Here is a 17,139-nt window from a genome sequence, read left to right on the forward strand (position 1 = left end):
CTAAGATGCTGAGATACTAAGGTTTTTGGGAGAAGGCTTCGACTCCGTTCAGTCTGACAAATATTAGTTATGTCACGCTGAGCGAAGTCGAAGCCTTTTTTGTAATCAGTTTTTTTAGAAGCAGAAACTCTCCGTTTTTTCAAGACGTGACGTTCCTGCCATCCGCTATATCTTTTCCTTGCTAAAGAAGCAAGAAAAAGGATACCGCTCCTGTCAGGGCTGGCAAGAAGTTTTGTATTTATAATCCCTGTACTTACTTAGGAAAGCTTGGTAGAAAAAATCCGCGTAAATCCATTTAAATCCTTGTCATCCGTGTGCAATTCTTAGCGTAAAACCTTTGCGAACTTTACGGTTAAACCACGACCAGTAAATAATTATCTAATTAACCAATTGCCACATTCTCTAATTAATCTTACTTTTGCATCATGATAAAATGGATGACAAAACTGTTTTCATCAACACCAAAAGAAGAGAACACAGAAGATAATATGAAACCGGAGGTTCACGAACACCAAAAAAACAATCTAAAAAACGTGAGTAAAAAATATTTAATTGTAGGTTTAGGAAATATCGGAGCCGAATACGTAAACACAAGACATAATATCGGATTTAAAGTATTGGACTTTTTAGCCAAAAAAGAAGGCCTTTCATTTGAAACTGTTAAACTTGGAGCGTTGGCAGAATACAAATTTAAAGGAAGAACATTTTTGCTTCTTAAGCCAAATACATACATGAATTTGAGCGGAAAAGCAGTGAAATATTGGATGGATAAAGAAAATATACCATTAGAAAACATTCTAGTCATTACAGACGATTTAAATCTGTCATTCGGGACTATCCGAATCAAGCCTAAAGGAAGTGACGGAGGTCATAATGGACTTAAAAACATCAATCTTGTTTTGAATACACAGCAATATACCCGCTTTAGATTTGGAATCAGTGATCAGTTTAAAAAAGGACAGCAGGTTGATTATGTTTTGGGGGAATGGGATGAAGAAGAAAAAGCAAAATTGACAGAACGTTTAGAAGTTGCATCAGAAATTATAAAATCTTTTGGTACAGCCGGTCTTGAGAATACGATGACAACCTTTAATGGAAAATAAAGATTATCAGGTGTTTGACTTGATGAAAAATCAATTTATCAATTAATTAAATTGAATTATAACGAAATACTATTTTCAATTCCAAAGTTAAATGTCTAAATTTGGAATAAATTATTTATAAACCATAAAAATCATAATACCATGGCTTTTGAATTACCACAATTACCTTATGCATATGATGCATTAGAACCACATATTGATGCACGTACAATGGAAATTCACCATTCAAAACATCATAATGCATACACTACAAATCTTAATGCTGCTATCGCAGGAACAGATTTAGAAGGAAAAACAATCGAAAATATCTTAATTAACCTAGATAAAACTAACGCAGCAGTTCGTAACAATGGTGGAGGTTTTTACAACCACAATTTATTCTGGACAGTAATGGCTCCAAATGGAGGCGGATTGCCAACAGGTGATTTATTAGCTGCTATCGAAGCTTCTTTTGGAACTTTTGAAGAGTTTAAAGCGAAGTTTGCTAAAGCTGGTGCAACACAATTTGGTTCAGGATGGGCTTGGTTATGTGTACACAAAGGTGGTAAATTAGACGTTTGTGGAACTCCAAACCAAGATAATCCATTAATGCCAGAAGTAGGTTGCGGTGGAACTCCAATTTTAGGAATGGACGTTTGGGAGCACGCTTACTATTTAAACTACCAAAACAGAAGACCAGATTATATTGAGGCTTTCTTTAATGTAATCAACTGGACAGAAGTTGCTAGAAGATTTGCTTTAGACAAATAATCTAAAATAGAATAAGAGTAAAGAAAAAAGACGGATGACTTAAAGTTATCCGTCTTTTTTTTGTTTCTATATTTTATGTCTTTATCCAGAGTCTTTATTGTGTCTTCTAAAAAAAGGAAAATAAAAAAGGCGGAATCTCTTCCGCCTTTTTTGCCCCAAATCTACCATAAACTTAACCTACTAATGTTATGGTTCAGTAAATGTATGGCGGCTATTCTTGCGAAAAAAACTTTCTAGTTGAATGGTAAATATATCCGACAAAGTGGAATAAGAGGAGTGTGTTGAGGTATTTGATTTTACTGCAATAAAAAAGGCAGAATTTCTTCCGCCTTTTTTGCCCCAAATCTACCATAAACTTAACCTACTAATGTTATGGTTCAGTAAATGTATGGCAGTTATTCTTGTGAAAAAAACTTTCTGGTTGAATGGTAAATATATTCGACAAAATGGAATAAAAGGTGCGGGAAGAGATATTTGAGTTTACTCCAATAAAAAAGGTGGAATTGCTTCCACCCTTTTTGCCCCAAATCTACCATAAACTTAACCTACTAATGTTATGGTAGTTCAAAAGTATTGTAGCTTTTCATTTTTACCAAACAAACAGGATGAACGGCAAAAAAACCGATGAAATGCACAAATTAACCTTTTGTTAGTATTTTATTAATAAGCTCTTGCATCTTTTCCTTCATAGAAATTCATGAAAGCTCTGTTTACAACTCGATTTCCTCCAGGAGTTGGATAATCTCCAGTAAAGTACCAGTCACCTAGGTTTTTAGGACATGCAATGTGTAAATCTTCTACTTTTTGGAAAATAATTTTAACTTCGGCGTTAATCTCAGGAGAGCTTAACATTTCGGCAATTTTATCTGAAACTTCTTCAGGAGTAAATTGATCATAAATTGCTGTTACATAATTAACAACATCTTTATCTTCAAAATTTTCCTGTGCTTTACATTTAGCATAAACTTCGTCTACGATATGGTATAAGTTTCTTTCTTTTAGCAAAGTCAATGCAGCTCTAAAAGCTACAAGGCCTTCTAGTTTTGCCATATCGATTCCGTAACAATCTGGATAGCGAATTTGCGGTGCAGATGAAACAATAACGATTCGTTTTGGATTTAAGCGATCCATCATTTTTATGATGCTCATTTTTAAAGTTGTACCACGAACAATACTATCATCAATAATAACCAAATTGTCTTCTGGCTTAATTACGCCGTAAGTAACATCATAAACGTGAGCAACTAAGTCATCACGGCTGCTGTCTTCAGTAATAAAGGTTCTTAGTTTAGCATCTTTAATAGCAACTTTTTCTGTACGGATTTTTACTGCCAATAGTTCCTGCAATGTTTCAGCAGTAAGAGTATTTCTATTAGCTAAAATATAATTGTTTTTTCTCTGATTTAAGAAATCCTGAGCAGCTTCTACTAAACCATAAAATGATGTTTCGGCTGTGTTTGGAATGTATGAGAAAACGGTATTGTCTGTATCGCTGTCAATAGCTTTAAGAACGGCAGGCAAAATTAGTTTCCCTAAGTTTTTACGTTCTTGGTAGATTTCAGCATCACTTCCTCTTGAGAAATAGATTCTTTCAAATGAACACGCTTTTTTAACGGTTGGTTCCAAGATTTGGTTCATGGTAACTTTTCCGTCTTTTTTAATAATCAAAGCATTTCCTGGATCGATTTCTTGTACACTTTCAAAAGGAACATTAAATACAGTTTGGATAACAGGTCGCTCAGAAGCTACAACAACAACTTCATCATCTTGATAGAAGTATGCAGGACGAATTCCAGCTGGATCTCTAAAAACAAATGCATCGCCATGACCTAACAAACCTGCCATTGCATAACCGCCATCTAAGTTTTTAGCTGAACGGGTTAAAATTTTTGCAATATCTAATCTCTCAGCAATTACTGGTGAAGCTTCTCTTTTTGAATAACCTTCAGCTTTACAGTCTTGGTATAATTGCATTACTTCTTTATCTAAAAAGTGACCAATTTTTTCCATTACAGTAACAGTATCCGCCATTTCTTTTGGATGTTGTCCAAGCTCGACTAGATTTTCGAAAAGTTCTTTAACATTAGTCATGTTAAAGTTTCCTGCCAAAATCAAATTACGGTGCATCCAGTTACTTTGACGTAAAAAAGGGTGAACACTTTCGATGCTGTTTTTACCAAAAGTTCCGTAACGAACGTGTCCTAAAAACAATTCGCCAACGTATGGAATTTGTGATTTTATTTTATCAACGTCATCACCAATTTCAGGATTCGCTTTTAATTCTTCGCTGATTCTTTCATTGATTTGCTTAAAAACATCTTGTATTGGCTGCGAATGATTTGAACGAACTCTGCTTATGTAGCGTTGTCCAGGCTCAACATCAAGTTTAATGCTTGCAAATCCAGCTCCGTCTTGACCACGGTTATGCTGTTTTTCCATCATTAAATACATTTTCTGAATTCCGTAAAATGCAGTTCCGTATTTTTCTTTATAATATTCAAGCGGTTTAAGAAGTCTAACTAAGGCTATACCACATTCGTGTTTTAAAGCGTCGCTCATTGTTTTTGTATTTTGTGTTGTTGTAAGTTGTGTGTATTAACGTAATAAAAAAGCCCCGTTTTATCGAGGCTCTTAGGCATTATATTTCTATGTCAAACTGAGTTAACGACTTAAATTGTTGTAATCGAATCGCTACTTCCGCTTTACTTAATGTTTCCATCCTTTCAGTTCCAAATTTCTCTACACAAAATGAAGCTAAATTCGAACCGTATATAATTGCATTTTTCAAGTTGTTAAACGAAATGTTTTCGCTTTGTGCAATGAATCCTGAAAATCCTCCTGCAAAAGTGTCTCCTGCTCCAGTTGGATCAAAAACATCTTCTAGAGGTAAAGCTGGTGCAAAGAATACTTCTCTGTTGTGGAATAAAAGTGCGCCATGTTCTCCTTTTTTGATCACCACATATTTTGGTCCCATATCTTGGATTTTAGCCGCTGCTTTTACTAATGAATATTCACCAGAAAGTTGTCTTGCTTCTTCGTCGTTGATTGTAATAACATCTACACGTTTAATAACGTCTAGTAATTCTGGAAGAGCACAATCCATCCAAAAGTTCATAGTATCTAAAACTACTAATTTTGGTTTTTTCTCCATTTGGTCTAAAACACTGCTTTGCACTAGCGGATGTAAGTTTCCTAACATCACAACATCAGCATCTTTATAGTTTTGAGGAACTTTAGGCTGAAAATCAGCTAAAACGTTCAACTCAGTTACTAATGTGTCTCTAGAATTTAAATCATTATGATATAAACCACTCCAGAAAAAGGTTTTTCCGCCTTTTACAATTTCGATACCAGAGATATCAATATTTTTTGAAGTTAAAAGATCTAAATGTTCTTGAGGAAAATCGTCGCCAACTACAGAAACAATGGCCGATTGCAAGTTAAAAAATGAAGCTGATAAACCAATATACGTTGCAGCACCACCTAATATTTTATCTGTTTTTCCGAAAGGAGTTTCAATCGCGTCGAAAGCAACTGTTCCAACAATCAATAATTTATTCATTTTATGAATTTCGAATTAGGGTGCAAAGATACTTCATAAGTTGCAATATTGCAATGGTTTAAGTTCTCAAAATTTTCATAAAAAATTGAGGACGATTTCGAGCTTAAAACTATTGGGAATGAGTAAATTATCTAAGGTTGTTTTGAGTGCTCAAAATATCATTTTCAGAATTAAATTGCAATATATATTTTGGAAAAAACGCTGCATATTTTTGTTAGATTTGTTTAAACTTCAAATCTTATTTATGAAGAAAATTATAACCTTATCAATGTTGTTTTGTCTTTTGATTTCATGCGAAAGAAAAGAACCTGATTTTTCTGAAGAAATGATTGATAAATTATCATTGATGCAGGAAGATGAAGAATTAAATATACTGCCATCTCAATATTTAACACTTGATTTATATATTTTGACAAGTGATAAACAAATTTGTAGAACAAATAATCATGATTTATTTCTTTTCTTTAAAAAGTATTATTTCAAAAAGTATAAGTCATTTGATTCTTTTTTAAATGATGTTTTAAATGAAAATTTGATTTTGATTAGAAATCCGAATTATTGGTATAATTTTAAATTAAATCAAAAAATCGAAAAAGAATATTTTGATTTGGGATTTGATAAATTTTTAAAAAAACATTCAAAACAATCAATTAGAAAAGATAGGCTTGAACTTAATACATCAGATTTAAAAACAGATGAGTATTTTACAATAAAATATCTATTGTATATAAACAAATACGATATAAGTTCTGATTGCTATTTAGGGATAGATTTCATTAGAAAAAGAGAAGATTCTTTTAAATAAAAATTACAACACATACTTCTTATAAAAAGAATTTTTTAGAAACTTCAAAATATCTTCTAGTAACTGTTAGTGATAGTGACTTTATTTATGAATCTTTAATTTATCTACATTTTTAATCCAATTGATGGCATCTTTCATAGGCTATTGATCATCTGAAAAGGCTGTGTTGTGGCCCAAGTTTGGAAATAACTTATATTCATAAGGTTTTCCCGTGGATTTTAATTTATCAAGATATTCAATGGATAGTTTCACTGGAACCTGAATGTCTTTGCTTCCAAAAATCCAGATTCCTGGAATTGATAATTTAGAAAGAATATCATTAGGATTTGTATCAATAAACTCATATTTGTCTGGGTCATTGAAAACGTGTTTTCTTGCCTCTTCTTCAGAGTGTGTATCCCAAAAATTTTTATCACCATTTGTATAAAATTGGAATCTCAATTGCTCTTTAACGGTTATAAGAGCTCCGCTAAATATGGTCATAAATTTGACTTTCTTATTTTTCTCAGCAGCCAATGGAATTATCCATCCGGCTTGACTGCCTCCTATTAAACCTATTGCGATTTGATCATTGTGTAATTGCTTGGACAAAGTATTTACAGCAGCACTCGCATCTAAAGACAAAAGATTTAGATTGGAGAAATCAACATTGTTAGTCCCAACTTCAGGTCCAGCATATACACCAGCTGATTCTCCGACGCCGCGTTTATCATAGGTTAAAACTGCAATTCCATTGTTGGCTAGATTTGCAGCAAAGTCTATCATTCTTTTTTCTTGCCCTGATCCGTGAACAATCACAACGGCAGCCTGTATATTGTTAGGTGTAAAAACAGTTCCCGCGAGTGAAATTCCTTCACTAACAAATTTTATTTCCCTAGTAGTAAAGTTTGGCGGAATTGCTGATGTATAATTAGTAACAAATAACAAAAACATTAAGATAGAATGTGTGTATCTTTTTTTTGCTCTTAGAACGTGTTTAAAAATTGCTGTTTTATTTTTCATTTTTAAAGCTATAGTTGATATTTCTTATCAAAATAATTTTTCAAAACCCCAACCTGAACTAAAACCATAAAAGGTACTATTAATACAGCATACAGTGTAGTTTTAGAAAGATGGATTCCTGAGAATGCATTTGCAATTTTGTCCGTATATAATTTTCCAATTTCTAGATTATTTTCTGAAACAGAAAAAAGAGATATGTAAATAATCAAAGCGACTATTGCAGTTCCTATAAAAAACCAAACAGGTTTAGAAATTAATGGTTGATATGTTTTGATTTTTTTCTCTTCTAATAAATGAACTTCAGCCATTATTTTAGAAGTAAAATCGAATGATGGTGACTGCAGTTTTTCTTCAGCCATCATTTTATCAATAAATTGTTCTATGTTTTTATCGCTCTCTCTCATAACATTCTATTATTTCAGGTTCTAACTGCTGTCTTAAAATTACGGCTAATTTTTGTCTGCTTCTAAATAATTTTACTTTCGCATTATTTGCCGATATATTCATGATTTTTCCAATTTCTTCTAAATTTTGATCATCAAAATAAAATAAAGTCAAAAGGAAATTTTCATCATTGGGTAATAAATTTAAACATTTCTGAATCGTATGCTTTCGTTCTTTTTCTTCTAAAACGCTTAATGCATTATCCATTGTTTTGATTAAATGCGAAGAAAAATCATCTATAGAAATGTTTAATTCTTCTTTTTTGCTTTTCTTCAATCTGTCTAGACAAGTATTATAAGCAATTTTGTAAATCCAGGTCGAGAATTTAGAATCACCTTTGAATTTGTTTAAAGAACTAAAAATTTTAATAAAGGTGTCTTGTGCAACTTCTTCCGCTTCTTCTCGATTTTTTACCATTTTGAGCGCCAATGTAAAGATCATATCTTTATAACGATCAACAAGTATGGCAAAAGCTTTTGTCTCGCCATGCAGAATTTTATCGATATAATGTTGATCATTTAGTGTGCTCATATTATATAGGACGACAGTTTGTTTATTTAGGTTACACGTTTTTAGAAAAAAAAGTAATAATTAAATTTCAAATTCTAATTGCAGTCTTGAACTTTGTCAAAGTTTTAATTTTTGACAAAGTTTGTGTAGTAAAAAACACAATCAAAATTAGTTGATTATCAGTGAGTTTTGAAGGATGTGTTTAAAAATTTGGATTTTTTTTTCTCTTTCTTGTAACCTCAATTAAAAAAGCCTCGTCATATGGGTATATCAATCAATTAAAAACATAAAACATCATGGACGAAAAAATTTTAATTCCAATTAGTCTTTTCTTAATGATCTTCGGGATCGTTTATTTAATCTTTTCAACAAGAAATAGAGAGCGTTTGGCTCTTATAGAAAAAGGAGTAGATGCAAGTATCTTTTTGCAGGGAAGAGGAAGCGGCGTTCCGGTTTGGAAAATTTTTGTGGTAAATTTTGCTTTCTTATTAATAGGAAGCGGTGTTGGAATTTTTCTTGCGCTACTTATAACTACTTATACATCTCTTCAGGACGGAGCAGTTTATCCTTCAATTATTTTTATAATGGCAGGAATTGGACTTTTGACAGGATTTAAAACAGCAAAAGATTTAGATAAAGAATAAGCAGGAAATTAAGTTAGTAAAAAAAAAGCATCAATACTATTGATGCTTTTTTTATTCCTTAGAACCAATGGTTTCATAATAAACATCTACAGAGAGTTTAGGCTGCATTGATGCCATAACAGCCAATTGGTCACAACGCTCATTTTGAGGATGATTGTTGTGTCCTTTAATCCATTTAAAATCGACTTGGTGTTTTCTGTAAGCAACTAAAAAACGCTTCCATAAATCAGGATTTTTTCTGCCGGCGAATTTCTTTTTTTCCCAACCTAGAACCCATTTCTTTTCAACAGAATCTACTACATATTTAGAATCTGAAATTACAAGAACTTTCATGTTTGGTTTTTTTAGTTTTTCAAGGCCGACAATTACAGCTAAAAGCTCCATTCTGTTGTTTGTCGTAAGACGAAAACCTTCGTAAAACTCTTTTTTGTGCGGTGTTCCTACTAATTCCATCACTACGCCATAACCGCCGTTTCCAGGATTTCCTTTGGCAGCACCATCAGTGTATATATGTACTTCGTGTTGGGTCATTTTAATTTTTGATTAACCATATAAGTACTATAAGTTCATTTAAAATACTGTCTTATATTTCTTTGTCAATATGGAGATAGTTATTTAAGCGTCAAACTTATATATTCTTATATGACTTATATGGTTTAAATATTAGAGTTTGAATCTTCTAGGATAGTCTGAATTATTTCTGGAAAGTGTTTTTGTTCCAATTCGTGAATCTTTTCGGCTACTGTTTCTGGAGTATCATTTTCAGTTAAGGCTACATTTGCTTGAAAAATAATAGCTCCTTCGTCGTAGTTTTCATTTACATAATGAATAGAAATTCCAGTTTCCTTTTCTTTATTATTTACTATTGCTCTATGTATGTGCATCCCGTACATTCCTTTACCTCCATAATTTGGTAAAAGTGCAGGGTGAATATTTATTATCTTATTTGGATAGTGCTCAATTATGTTTTCTGGGAATTTTAATAAAAAGCCAGCAAGAATTATCAAATCCGGATCGATTTTTTGTATTTTTTGTAATACATTTCGTTCTAAAAGTTCATTTTTCGAGAAGATTTCGACTGGGATTTGATGATTTTTTGCTCTTTCAATAACTTTTGCAGAGGCATTATTGGTAAAAACCGAAACAACTTTTGCAATTTCGGTATTTGCAAAATGTTTTATAATGTTTTCTGCATTAGTTCCTGATCCTGAGGCAAAAACGATAATTTTTTTCATAATAGTGCTTATTTTGAGAATGCAAAAAACGGAATAAAAAACGAAAATAAATAGCTTTAAAACAGCTTTCTTGAAATTAATTTTATAAATTAGTGTCACATTTATAAACTAAATAGTTGTTTTAAAATAAAGTTTTTTATTTTTGCCAACAAATTAAATTCTAAAATTAAAGATTATGTCAGACATTGCATCAAGAGTAAAAGCGATTATCGTAGACAAATTAGGTGTTGACGAAAACGAAGTTGTAACAGAAGCAAGCTTCACTAATGATTTGGGAGCTGACTCATTAGACACTGTTGAGCTTATTATGGAATTCGAAAAAGAATTTGATATTCAAATTCCAGACGATCAAGCAGAAAACATTGCTACTGTAGGTCAAGCTATTTCTTATATCGAAGAAGCTAAAAAATAATAATACCGCACCCGAATTCTAAAAATTCCAAACTTGAATTTTCAAATTCCAAAAAATGGAGTTTGCTTTTTAAAACTTGGAATTTTTAGAATCGGGTGTTATTATTTTTTTAAAATTTAAATTTCGATTGATTTTCAATCAAAAAGATATATTTATATTGTAATACCCATGGCTCTTAAGTAACAAAACTGTTAAGAAAGCGTGGGTTTTATTTGTTTAAAGTACAAAATACATATTTATGGCATTAAGGCGAGTTGTTGTAACAGGATTAGGTGCACTTACTCCTATCGGGAATAATATCCAGGAATATTGGAATGCACTTGTGAATGGGGTTAGCGGAGCGGCTCCTATAACATATTATGATACAGAAAAGCATAAAACGAAATTTGCCTGTGAAGTAAAAAACTTCAATATTGAAGATTTTATGGATCGTAAAGAATCTCGAAGATTAGATAAATTTGCTCAATATGCTGTTGCTGCTAGTGACGAGGCTATTAAAGATGCCGGACTTACTAATGATAATATCGACAAACAAAGAGTTGGTGTTATTTGGGGAGCAGGAATTGGAGGTTTAGAGACTTTTCAAGATGAAGTAATTTATTATGCTAAAGGTGACGGAACTCCAAAATTCAATCCGTTTTTTATTCCAAAAATGATTGCCGATATCGCTCCTGCGCATATTTCTATGCGTAATGGGTATATGGGACCAAATTATACTACTGTTTCTGCATGTGCATCTTCTGCAAATGCATTAATCGATGCTTTTAATTACATTCGTTTAGGAATGTGTGATGTTATTGTATCAGGTGGTTCTGAAGCTGCTGTTACCATTGCTGGTATGGGGGGGTTTAGTTCAATGCACGCTTTGTCTACAAGAAACGAAAGTCCAGAAACGGCTTCAAGACCTTTTGACGCAACTAGAGATGGTTTTGTGTTAGGAGAAGGAGCAGGAGCTTTAGTTCTTGAAGATTACGAACATGCAAAAGCCAGAGGAGCAAAAATTTATTGCGAAATTGGCGGAGGCGGAATGTCATCTGATGCTTATCACTTAACTGCACCACATCCGGAAGGAATTGGAGTTATTGCAGTTATGAAAAATACGTTAAGAGATGCAGGAATGAATCCAGAAGATGTTGATCATATCAATACTCACGGAACTTCTACTCCATTAGGAGATGTTGCTGAATTAAAAGCGATCAGCGCTGTATTTGGTGAGCATGCAAAAAACATCAATATCAACTCAACGAAATCAATGACAGGACATTTACTTGGTGCTGCTGGAGCTATTGAAGCAATCGCTTCAATTTTAGCAATGCAACATGGTATTGTTCCTCCAACAATTAACCATACTGTGGTTGACGAAAACATTGATCCATCATTGAATCTTACTTTAAACAAACCTCAAAAAAGAGAAGTAAATGTTGCTATGAGTAACACTTTTGGTTTTGGCGGACACAATGCTTGTGTATTGTTTAAAAAATTAGTTGACTAATTTTCGTATATGAATATTATCAAAAAAATATTTTCTAAATCCCGTTCTCTAGAAGACGGGATTTTTTTTGACACTATTCAAAAAATAGTTGGTTTTCAGCCTGTTACAATCGGTTTTTATAAGAAAGCGTTTACGCATAGATCTTCAAATAAATTAGATGAATCAGGAAATCCGATTAATTATGAACGTTTAGAATTTCTAGGAGATGCTATGTTAAGTGCCGTAATTGCAGCACATTTATTTAATAAAGCACCAAATGGAGATGAAGGGTATTTGACTAAAATGCGTTCTAAAATCGTGAGCCGAGAGCACTTGAATGAATTAGGTAAAGATCTGAATCTAGTACAATTTGTTGAAAGCAAAGTACCTGTGCAGCATTTTGGAGAGAACATTCACGGAAACATTTTTGAATCGTTGGTTGGTGCAATATATTTGGATAAAGGATATTCGTATTGCGAGAGATTTATTCAAAAAAGAGTAATTACTCCTTATGTCGATATTGCTCGATTAGAAGGAAAAGTAATTAGTTATAAAAGCTTAGTTATTGAATGGTGTCAGAAAGAAAAGAGAATCTTTCATTACGACATTTTTGAAGATAATGGTATTGACGGACAACGCTTGTTTGGTGTCAAATTAAGCATTGATGATAAAGTAATCGCAAGAGCGCGAGCAACTTCAAAAAAGAAAGCAGAAGAGAAAGCTTCCCAAAGAGCCTATTTTGCATTTCAAGAAAAAATTGACAAGAAATGATTACAAAGTCGCTGTAGTTTTCTTAAAGCTAAATCGTTTTCGTTTATAAATTAACAAAAACAAGCGACACATAAGTATAGATGCTCCGATAGAAGTAGTATATTTACAACTTGATTTTTCATGACATGGCTATTCATAGATTGGATTTAGACGAATTTGACGAAATTGATTATTATTTAATGGCTATTCATACTTCATTAGAAGATTATAGATTGGCTTATTTTATCAATAAAAACCTTCCGATTAACTTAAGTAAGAGCAAAAACGAGATCCATGCTCAAACTAAAGAAGGCGAGGCAAATTTTTCGAGATTTTATTATTATGATTCTGAAAAGGCTGTTTCATGGAATTTGATTCAGAATAAAAATGAGATCATTTCTGTGAGTTCAAATGATTTTCAGAATTTGTTTTCTAATGAAACAAGTGAGGTTTCTACGACAATTCATTTACTTCCTGAATTCAAGAAAGTAGATTTTTTCCTGAAAATTGAGAACAGCGAAGAGGCTGTCGATTTTTCAGAAATTCAACAACATTTAAACTCAATAGAAAGTATTGCAGCAGTTTATGCTGTGGATACCAATAAAATAAAATCAAAAAACAATCTAATTTTTTAAAAAAAATGTTAACAAATAAGAAAACCAAAATTGTTGCTACACTTGGGCCTGCATGTAGTACAAGAGAGATTATCAAGGATATGATCGATGCAGGGGTTAATGTGTTTAGAATCAATTTTTCGCATGCTGATTACGAAGGAGTAAAAGAGAAGATTAATATTATTAGAGGACTTAACGAAGAGTTTGGTTATACAACAGCAATTCTTGGAGACTTGCAAGGACCAAAACTTAGAGTAGGTGTAATGGAAGAAGGAACTGTTGTACACGATGGTGACGAAATTACTTTCACTACAGCAGAAGATATTATCGGAAATGCAAAAAAAGCATTCATGAAATATCAAAATTTTCCAAATGATGTAAATGTTGGAGAGCGTATTTTGCTTGATGATGGGAAACTTATTTTCGAAATTGTTTCTACAGATAAAAAAACAGAAGTAGTTGCTAAAGTAATTCAAGGTGGAGAATTAAAATCTAAAAAAGGAGTTAATCTTCCAAACACAAAAATTTCTTTACCAGCTTTAACTGAAAAAGATATCGCTGATGCGATTTTTGCAATTGAGCAAAAAGTAGACTGGATCGCACTTTCATTCGTGAAAACACCACGTGATTTACAAGATTTACAAGACTTAATCGCGAAACATTCAGAAGTTAAAATTCCAATTATTGCTAAAATTGAAATGCCGGAAGCTCTTGAGAACATGGATAAAATTGTAGCATATTGCGATGGATTAATGGTTGCACGCGGGGATCTAGGAGTTGAACTTCCTGCTCACGAAGTGCCATTAGTTCAAAAAGATTTAATTCGCAGAGCTAAAACAGCTAGAATTCCTGTTATCGTTGCAACACAAATGATGGAAACAATGATTACAAGTTTAACACCAACAAGAGCAGAAGTAAACGATGTTGCTAACTCAGTAATGGATGGTGCAGATGCTGTAATGTTGTCTGGAGAAACTGCAACAGGAAATTACCCAGTTCAGGTAATTCAAAGAATGACTCAAATTTGTGAAGCTGTAGAAAATTCAGAACTTATTCACGTTCCACAAAATACACCTCAAATCAAAACAAAACGTTTCGTTACTAAAACAGTTTGTCATCAAGCGGCTTTATTAGCAAATGAAATTGAGGCAAAAGCAATTTGTACTTTAACAAACAGTGGTTATACAGCTTTCCAGATTTCGGCTTGGAGACCTTCAACTGCTCACATTTTAGTATTTACTTCAAACAGAAGAATCTTAACCCAATTGAATTTATTATGGGGAGTTAAATCATTCTTTTATGATAACGAAGAGAGTACAGATGATACAGTTACAGACGTAAATCAAATCGCTGTTGAAAAAGGATATGCTGCAAAAGGTGATTATTTGATTAATCTTGCTGCTATGCCAATTAAAGACAAAGGAATGGTTAACACCATGAGAGTTTCTGAAATCGAATAGTTTTTTAAAACATACTATATACAATTAAGCCATCATTTTGATGGCTTTTTTTTGCGCAAAATTTTCTGATTCGTAGTTTTTTAGAATATTAAATCAGGAAAAAGGCAATTTTTAGCAAGGATTTATCTTTTAAAATTAAAGTTATAACTGTCAGTAAATTAAGTAAATGAAGTTTTTTCTTTCAGATTGATGTTGCAAAATAGACCAGTTGAACTGAAAATAGTTACTTTTTTGGCGAAATCAACTTAGAATTTATATTATTTCAAAGTTACTTAATCTAAAAACGCATGAAATTTAGGCTCTTTTTTTTGAGACTGATTTAAAAGAATGACATTCTAACAGCTTCATTATACACTTTTTTGGAAGTTGCAATCTATAACTTGAAACAAATAGTAGCAGATTAAAACAGTTTTGATGTTGCAAGTTATAAAATGAAACGAAGTAAAACCGTACAAACACAAACATCTCGTGTTTTATTGCATAAATTTGAAATGCTTAAAAAAAAGTTAAAAAATTATTGTTGCAAATTCCCCCACTCGCAATAATTTAAAAAACTTGACTTACACTAATAAACATATTTTTTTCTGATTAATTTTTATAAATAATTTTTGTACGAATTTATTTAATCTTCTTGACAAGCATAATTATTAACGAATTCAATTACCATGAAACAAATCAAGTTTAAAAGTCAATTTAAAAATGCAATGACATTGTTTGCATTTACATGCTTTGCAGCAGCTCAGATGAGTGCTCAAAGCAGTAAAAAGCCCAACATTTTGGTACTTTGGGGCGATGATATTGGTACTACTAATATTAGTGCCTACAGCGACGGATTAATGGGGTACACAACTCCTAATATCGATAAACTAGCAAATGAAGGAATTCGCTTTCTTCATTATTATGGAGAACAAAGCTGTACTGCAGGACGTGCTGCTTTCTTAACAGGACAACATGGTCTTAGAACAGGACTGACTAAAGTTGGTTTTCCGGGAGCTCCAATGGGTATGAGCCAATTAGATCCGTCAGTTGGAGGTATTATGAAAAGTCTGGGTTACTCTACTGGACAGTTTGGGAAAAATCACGTAGGGGATCGTAATGAAAGTTTACCAACTGTAAACGGTTTCGATGAATTTTATGGAAATCTGTATCACTTAAATGCGGAGGAAGAACCAGAATTGCCTGATTATCCTAAAGATCCAGAATATTTGAAAAAATTTGGTCCAAGAGGAGTTTTAAAATGTACAGCAACAAATGTTGATGATGCCACTACAGATCCTCGCTTTGGAAGAGTTGGAAAACAAAGAATTGAAGATACAGGACCTCTTACTAAAAAGAGAATGGAAACTGTTGACGATGAAACTTCTGCAGCAGCAATCGATTTTATTAAAAGACAAAATGCGGCAGGTAAGCCATTTTTCTGCTGGTTTAATGCTACCCGTATGCATCTTCGCACACACGTAAGAGCAGAACATAGAGGAAGATACACTCATGGAGATAGTGAATATATTGACGGAATGATTGAACATGATGAAACTATCGGAAGTATTTTGAAAGCATTAGATGATTTAGGAATTGCTGATAATACTATTGTAGTGTATTCAACAGATAACGGACCACATATGAATACATGGCCTGATGGAGCTATGACACCATTCCGCTCAGAAAAAAATACCAACTGGGAGGGAGCTTTCCGTGTGCCATGTATTGTTCGCTGGCCAGGAGTAATTAAACCAGGTCAAATTACAAATGAGTTAATGAGTCATAACGACTGGATACCAACTTTTGCCTCAATTGCAGGAGAGCCAGATATCGTTAACAAACTTTTGAAAGGATACAATGCAAACGGAAAAACTTATAAAGTGCATCTAGATGGTTTTGATCAAAGTAATTTTTTACGTGGTAAATCAGCAAAAAGTGCAAGAGACAAATTCTTTTATACAGATGATGATGGTCTTTTGGTAGGTTTAAGAGAAGGTGATTATAAATATGTTTTTGCTGAACAACGTTTGGGCGGTACAATGGGAGTTTGGGCAGAGCCTTTTACAAAACTGCGTTTACAAAAAATATTCAATTTGTATCAGGATCCTTTCGAAAGAGCCGATATAACATCGAATACATTTTGGGACTGGCAGTTGAATCACGTTGGGTCAATATATGGGGCATTACAAGATGTAGTTGCATTTGCAGAAACGTTTAAAGAATATCCTCCAAGATCAATTCCGCCAAGTTTCTCTGCTTATACGATTATGGAAGAGGCTATGAAAGATATTAAGGCTCAAAAATACATTGAGAAAAATGTTCTTCCTAAAGTAAAAGAAGAAGCTGAAGCCACATCCAAAAAGAAAAAGTAAAGTAATAATCTTAAGTAAAGCCTGAG

17 protein-coding genes are annotated in these 17,139 nt (G+C 32.8%); 10 read left to right on the forward strand and 7 right to left on the reverse strand.

Annotation, left to right across the window (positions count from 1 at the left end; translation table 11 throughout):
- The first annotated feature begins 425 nt into the window (after positions 1–425).
- On the forward strand, positions 426–1,103 hold the full coding sequence (gene pth, locus B0A81_RS15850) for an aminoacyl-tRNA hydrolase (protein WP_089058924.1): 678 nt from the start codon (positions 426–428) through the stop codon (positions 1,101–1,103).
- A gap of 141 nt (positions 1,104–1,244) precedes the next feature.
- Positions 1,245–1,853 (forward strand): superoxide dismutase, encoded by a 609-nt coding sequence (locus B0A81_RS15855; RefSeq protein WP_089053613.1) that lies wholly within the window; start codon positions 1,245–1,247, stop codon positions 1,851–1,853.
- Between the two features lie 660 nt (positions 1,854–2,513).
- Here B0A81_RS15855 and B0A81_RS15860 read toward each other — a convergent pair.
- Both B0A81_RS15860 and B0A81_RS15865 read right to left on the reverse strand, forming a co-directional pair.
- Positions 2,514–4,412 (reverse strand): amidophosphoribosyltransferase, encoded by a 1,899-nt coding sequence (locus tag B0A81_RS15860; RefSeq protein ID WP_089058925.1) that lies wholly within the window; start codon positions 4,410–4,412, stop codon positions 2,514–2,516.
- Positions 4,413–4,491: 79 nt separating this feature from the next.
- Positions 4,492–5,415, reverse strand: a complete 924-nt coding sequence (locus B0A81_RS15865; protein ID WP_089053615.1) for a PfkB family carbohydrate kinase — start codon at positions 5,413–5,415, stop codon at positions 4,492–4,494.
- A 244-nt stretch (positions 5,416–5,659) separates the two neighbouring features.
- On the opposite strand from B0A81_RS15865, the gene B0A81_RS15870 reads away from it, so the two are divergent.
- Positions 5,660–6,220, forward strand: a complete 561-nt coding sequence (locus B0A81_RS15870; protein WP_089058926.1) for a hypothetical protein — start codon at positions 5,660–5,662, stop codon at positions 6,218–6,220.
- Between the two features lie 141 nt (positions 6,221–6,361).
- Here the strand turns inward: B0A81_RS15870 and B0A81_RS15875 are convergent, their stop codons facing one another.
- From B0A81_RS15875 to B0A81_RS15885, 3 genes are read right to left on the reverse strand one after another with little or no spacing between them, the layout of a single operon-like run.
- Positions 6,362–7,222, reverse strand: coding sequence for an alpha/beta hydrolase family protein (locus tag B0A81_RS15875; RefSeq protein ID WP_244281436.1), 861 nt, complete (start codon positions 7,220–7,222; stop codon positions 6,362–6,364).
- Between the two features lie 8 nt (positions 7,223–7,230).
- The gene (locus B0A81_RS15880) at positions 7,231–7,626 is read right to left on the reverse strand and encodes a hypothetical protein (protein ID WP_089058927.1); all 396 of its coding nucleotides are present in this window, start codon (positions 7,624–7,626) and stop codon (positions 7,231–7,233) included.
- Positions 7,610–8,197 (reverse strand): RNA polymerase sigma factor, encoded by a 588-nt coding sequence (locus tag B0A81_RS15885; RefSeq protein WP_089058928.1) that lies wholly within the window; start codon positions 8,195–8,197, stop codon positions 7,610–7,612. The genes B0A81_RS15880 and B0A81_RS15885 overlap by 17 nt, the downstream gene beginning before the upstream one ends.
- 275 nt (positions 8,198–8,472) lie before the next feature.
- On the opposite strand from B0A81_RS15885, the gene B0A81_RS15890 reads away from it, so the two are divergent.
- The gene (locus B0A81_RS15890) at positions 8,473–8,820 is read left to right on the forward strand and encodes a DUF6249 domain-containing protein (RefSeq protein ID WP_089058929.1); all 348 of its coding nucleotides are present in this window, start codon (positions 8,473–8,475) and stop codon (positions 8,818–8,820) included.
- A gap of 51 nt (positions 8,821–8,871) precedes the next feature.
- Here B0A81_RS15890 and rnhA read toward each other — a convergent pair whose 3' ends face one another.
- Entirely contained in the window at positions 8,872–9,351 is a 480-nt protein-coding gene (gene rnhA / locus B0A81_RS15895; RefSeq protein WP_089058930.1) for a ribonuclease HI, read from the reverse strand.
- Between the two features lie 125 nt (positions 9,352–9,476).
- A complete protein-coding gene (gene purN / locus B0A81_RS15900) occupies positions 9,477–10,055 on the reverse strand; it encodes a phosphoribosylglycinamide formyltransferase (protein ID WP_089058931.1) in 579 nt (192 codons plus the stop codon).
- A gap of 175 nt (positions 10,056–10,230) precedes the next feature.
- On the opposite strand from purN, the gene B0A81_RS15905 reads away from it, so the two are divergent.
- The 6 genes from B0A81_RS15905 to B0A81_RS15930 all read left to right on the forward strand — a co-directional run bounded on the left by B0A81_RS15905 (position 10,231) and on the right by B0A81_RS15930 (position 17,113).
- On the forward strand, positions 10,231–10,467 hold the full coding sequence (locus B0A81_RS15905) for an acyl carrier protein (protein ID WP_007137004.1): 237 nt from the start codon (positions 10,231–10,233) through the stop codon (positions 10,465–10,467).
- Between the two features lie 238 nt (positions 10,468–10,705).
- Positions 10,706–11,959: a beta-ketoacyl-ACP synthase II gene (fabF, locus tag B0A81_RS15910; RefSeq protein ID WP_089053623.1), complete on the forward strand. Its 1,254-nt coding sequence runs from the start codon at positions 10,706–10,708 to the stop codon at positions 11,957–11,959.
- 9 nt (positions 11,960–11,968) lie between these two features.
- Positions 11,969–12,709 carry a ribonuclease III gene (gene rnc / locus B0A81_RS15915; protein WP_089058932.1) on the forward strand — a complete coding sequence of 247 codons (741 nt, stop codon included), beginning with the start codon at positions 11,969–11,971 and terminating at the stop codon, positions 12,707–12,709.
- A 125-nt stretch (positions 12,710–12,834) separates the two neighbouring features.
- Complete coding sequence (locus B0A81_RS15920) at positions 12,835–13,323, forward strand: IPExxxVDY family protein (RefSeq protein WP_089058933.1); 489 nt, start codon at positions 12,835–12,837, stop codon at positions 13,321–13,323.
- Positions 13,324–13,328: 5 nt separating this feature from the next.
- The gene (pyk, locus tag B0A81_RS15925; RefSeq protein ID WP_089058934.1) at positions 13,329–14,762 is read left to right on the forward strand and encodes a pyruvate kinase; all 1,434 of its coding nucleotides are present in this window, start codon (positions 13,329–13,331) and stop codon (positions 14,760–14,762) included.
- A 665-nt stretch (positions 14,763–15,427) separates the two neighbouring features.
- Positions 15,428–17,113 (forward strand): arylsulfatase, encoded by a 1,686-nt coding sequence (locus B0A81_RS15930; RefSeq protein ID WP_089058935.1) that lies wholly within the window; start codon positions 15,428–15,430, stop codon positions 17,111–17,113.
- Positions 17,114–17,139 lie beyond the last annotated feature (26 nt).

This window comes from Flavobacterium plurextorum, assembly GCF_002217395.1.
Lineage (GTDB): Bacteria > Bacteroidota > Bacteroidia > Flavobacteriales > Flavobacteriaceae > Flavobacterium > Flavobacterium plurextorum.

Excerpts from the sequence above, each read along its gene's own strand:
- pth (WP_089058924.1), top strand. The coding sequence starts at position 426 with ATGATAAAATGGATGACAAAACTGTTTTCATCAACACCAAAAGAAGAG.
- B0A81_RS15855 (WP_089053613.1), top strand. The coding sequence starts at position 1,245 with ATGGCTTTTGAATTACCACAATTACCTTATGCATATGATGCATTAGAA.
- B0A81_RS15860 (WP_089058925.1), bottom strand. The coding sequence starts at position 4,412 with ATGAGCGACGCTTTAAAACACGAATGTGGTATAGCCTTAGTTAGACTT.
- B0A81_RS15865 (WP_089053615.1), bottom strand. The coding sequence starts at position 5,415 with ATGAATAAATTATTGATTGTTGGAACAGTTGCTTTCGACGCGATTGAA.
- B0A81_RS15870 (WP_089058926.1), top strand. The coding sequence starts at position 5,660 with ATGAAGAAAATTATAACCTTATCAATGTTGTTTTGTCTTTTGATTTCA.
- B0A81_RS15875 (WP_244281436.1), bottom strand. The coding sequence starts at position 7,222 with ATGAAAAATAAAACAGCAATTTTTAAACACGTTCTAAGAGCAAAAAAA.
- B0A81_RS15880 (WP_089058927.1), bottom strand. The coding sequence starts at position 7,626 with ATGAGAGAGAGCGATAAAAACATAGAACAATTTATTGATAAAATGATG.
- B0A81_RS15885 (WP_089058928.1), bottom strand. The coding sequence starts at position 8,197 with ATGAGCACACTAAATGATCAACATTATATCGATAAAATTCTGCATGGC.
- B0A81_RS15890 (WP_089058929.1), top strand. The coding sequence starts at position 8,473 with ATGGACGAAAAAATTTTAATTCCAATTAGTCTTTTCTTAATGATCTTC.
- rnhA (WP_089058930.1), bottom strand. The coding sequence starts at position 9,351 with ATGACCCAACACGAAGTACATATATACACTGATGGTGCTGCCAAAGGA.
- purN (WP_089058931.1), bottom strand. The coding sequence starts at position 10,055 with ATGAAAAAAATTATCGTTTTTGCCTCAGGATCAGGAACTAATGCAGAA.
- B0A81_RS15905 (WP_007137004.1), top strand. The coding sequence starts at position 10,231 with ATGTCAGACATTGCATCAAGAGTAAAAGCGATTATCGTAGACAAATTA.
- fabF (WP_089053623.1), top strand. The coding sequence starts at position 10,706 with ATGGCATTAAGGCGAGTTGTTGTAACAGGATTAGGTGCACTTACTCCT.
- rnc (WP_089058932.1), top strand. The coding sequence starts at position 11,969 with ATGAATATTATCAAAAAAATATTTTCTAAATCCCGTTCTCTAGAAGAC.
- B0A81_RS15920 (WP_089058933.1), top strand. The coding sequence starts at position 12,835 with ATGGCTATTCATAGATTGGATTTAGACGAATTTGACGAAATTGATTAT.
- pyk (WP_089058934.1), top strand. The coding sequence starts at position 13,329 with ATGTTAACAAATAAGAAAACCAAAATTGTTGCTACACTTGGGCCTGCA.
- B0A81_RS15930 (WP_089058935.1), top strand. The coding sequence starts at position 15,428 with ATGAAACAAATCAAGTTTAAAAGTCAATTTAAAAATGCAATGACATTG.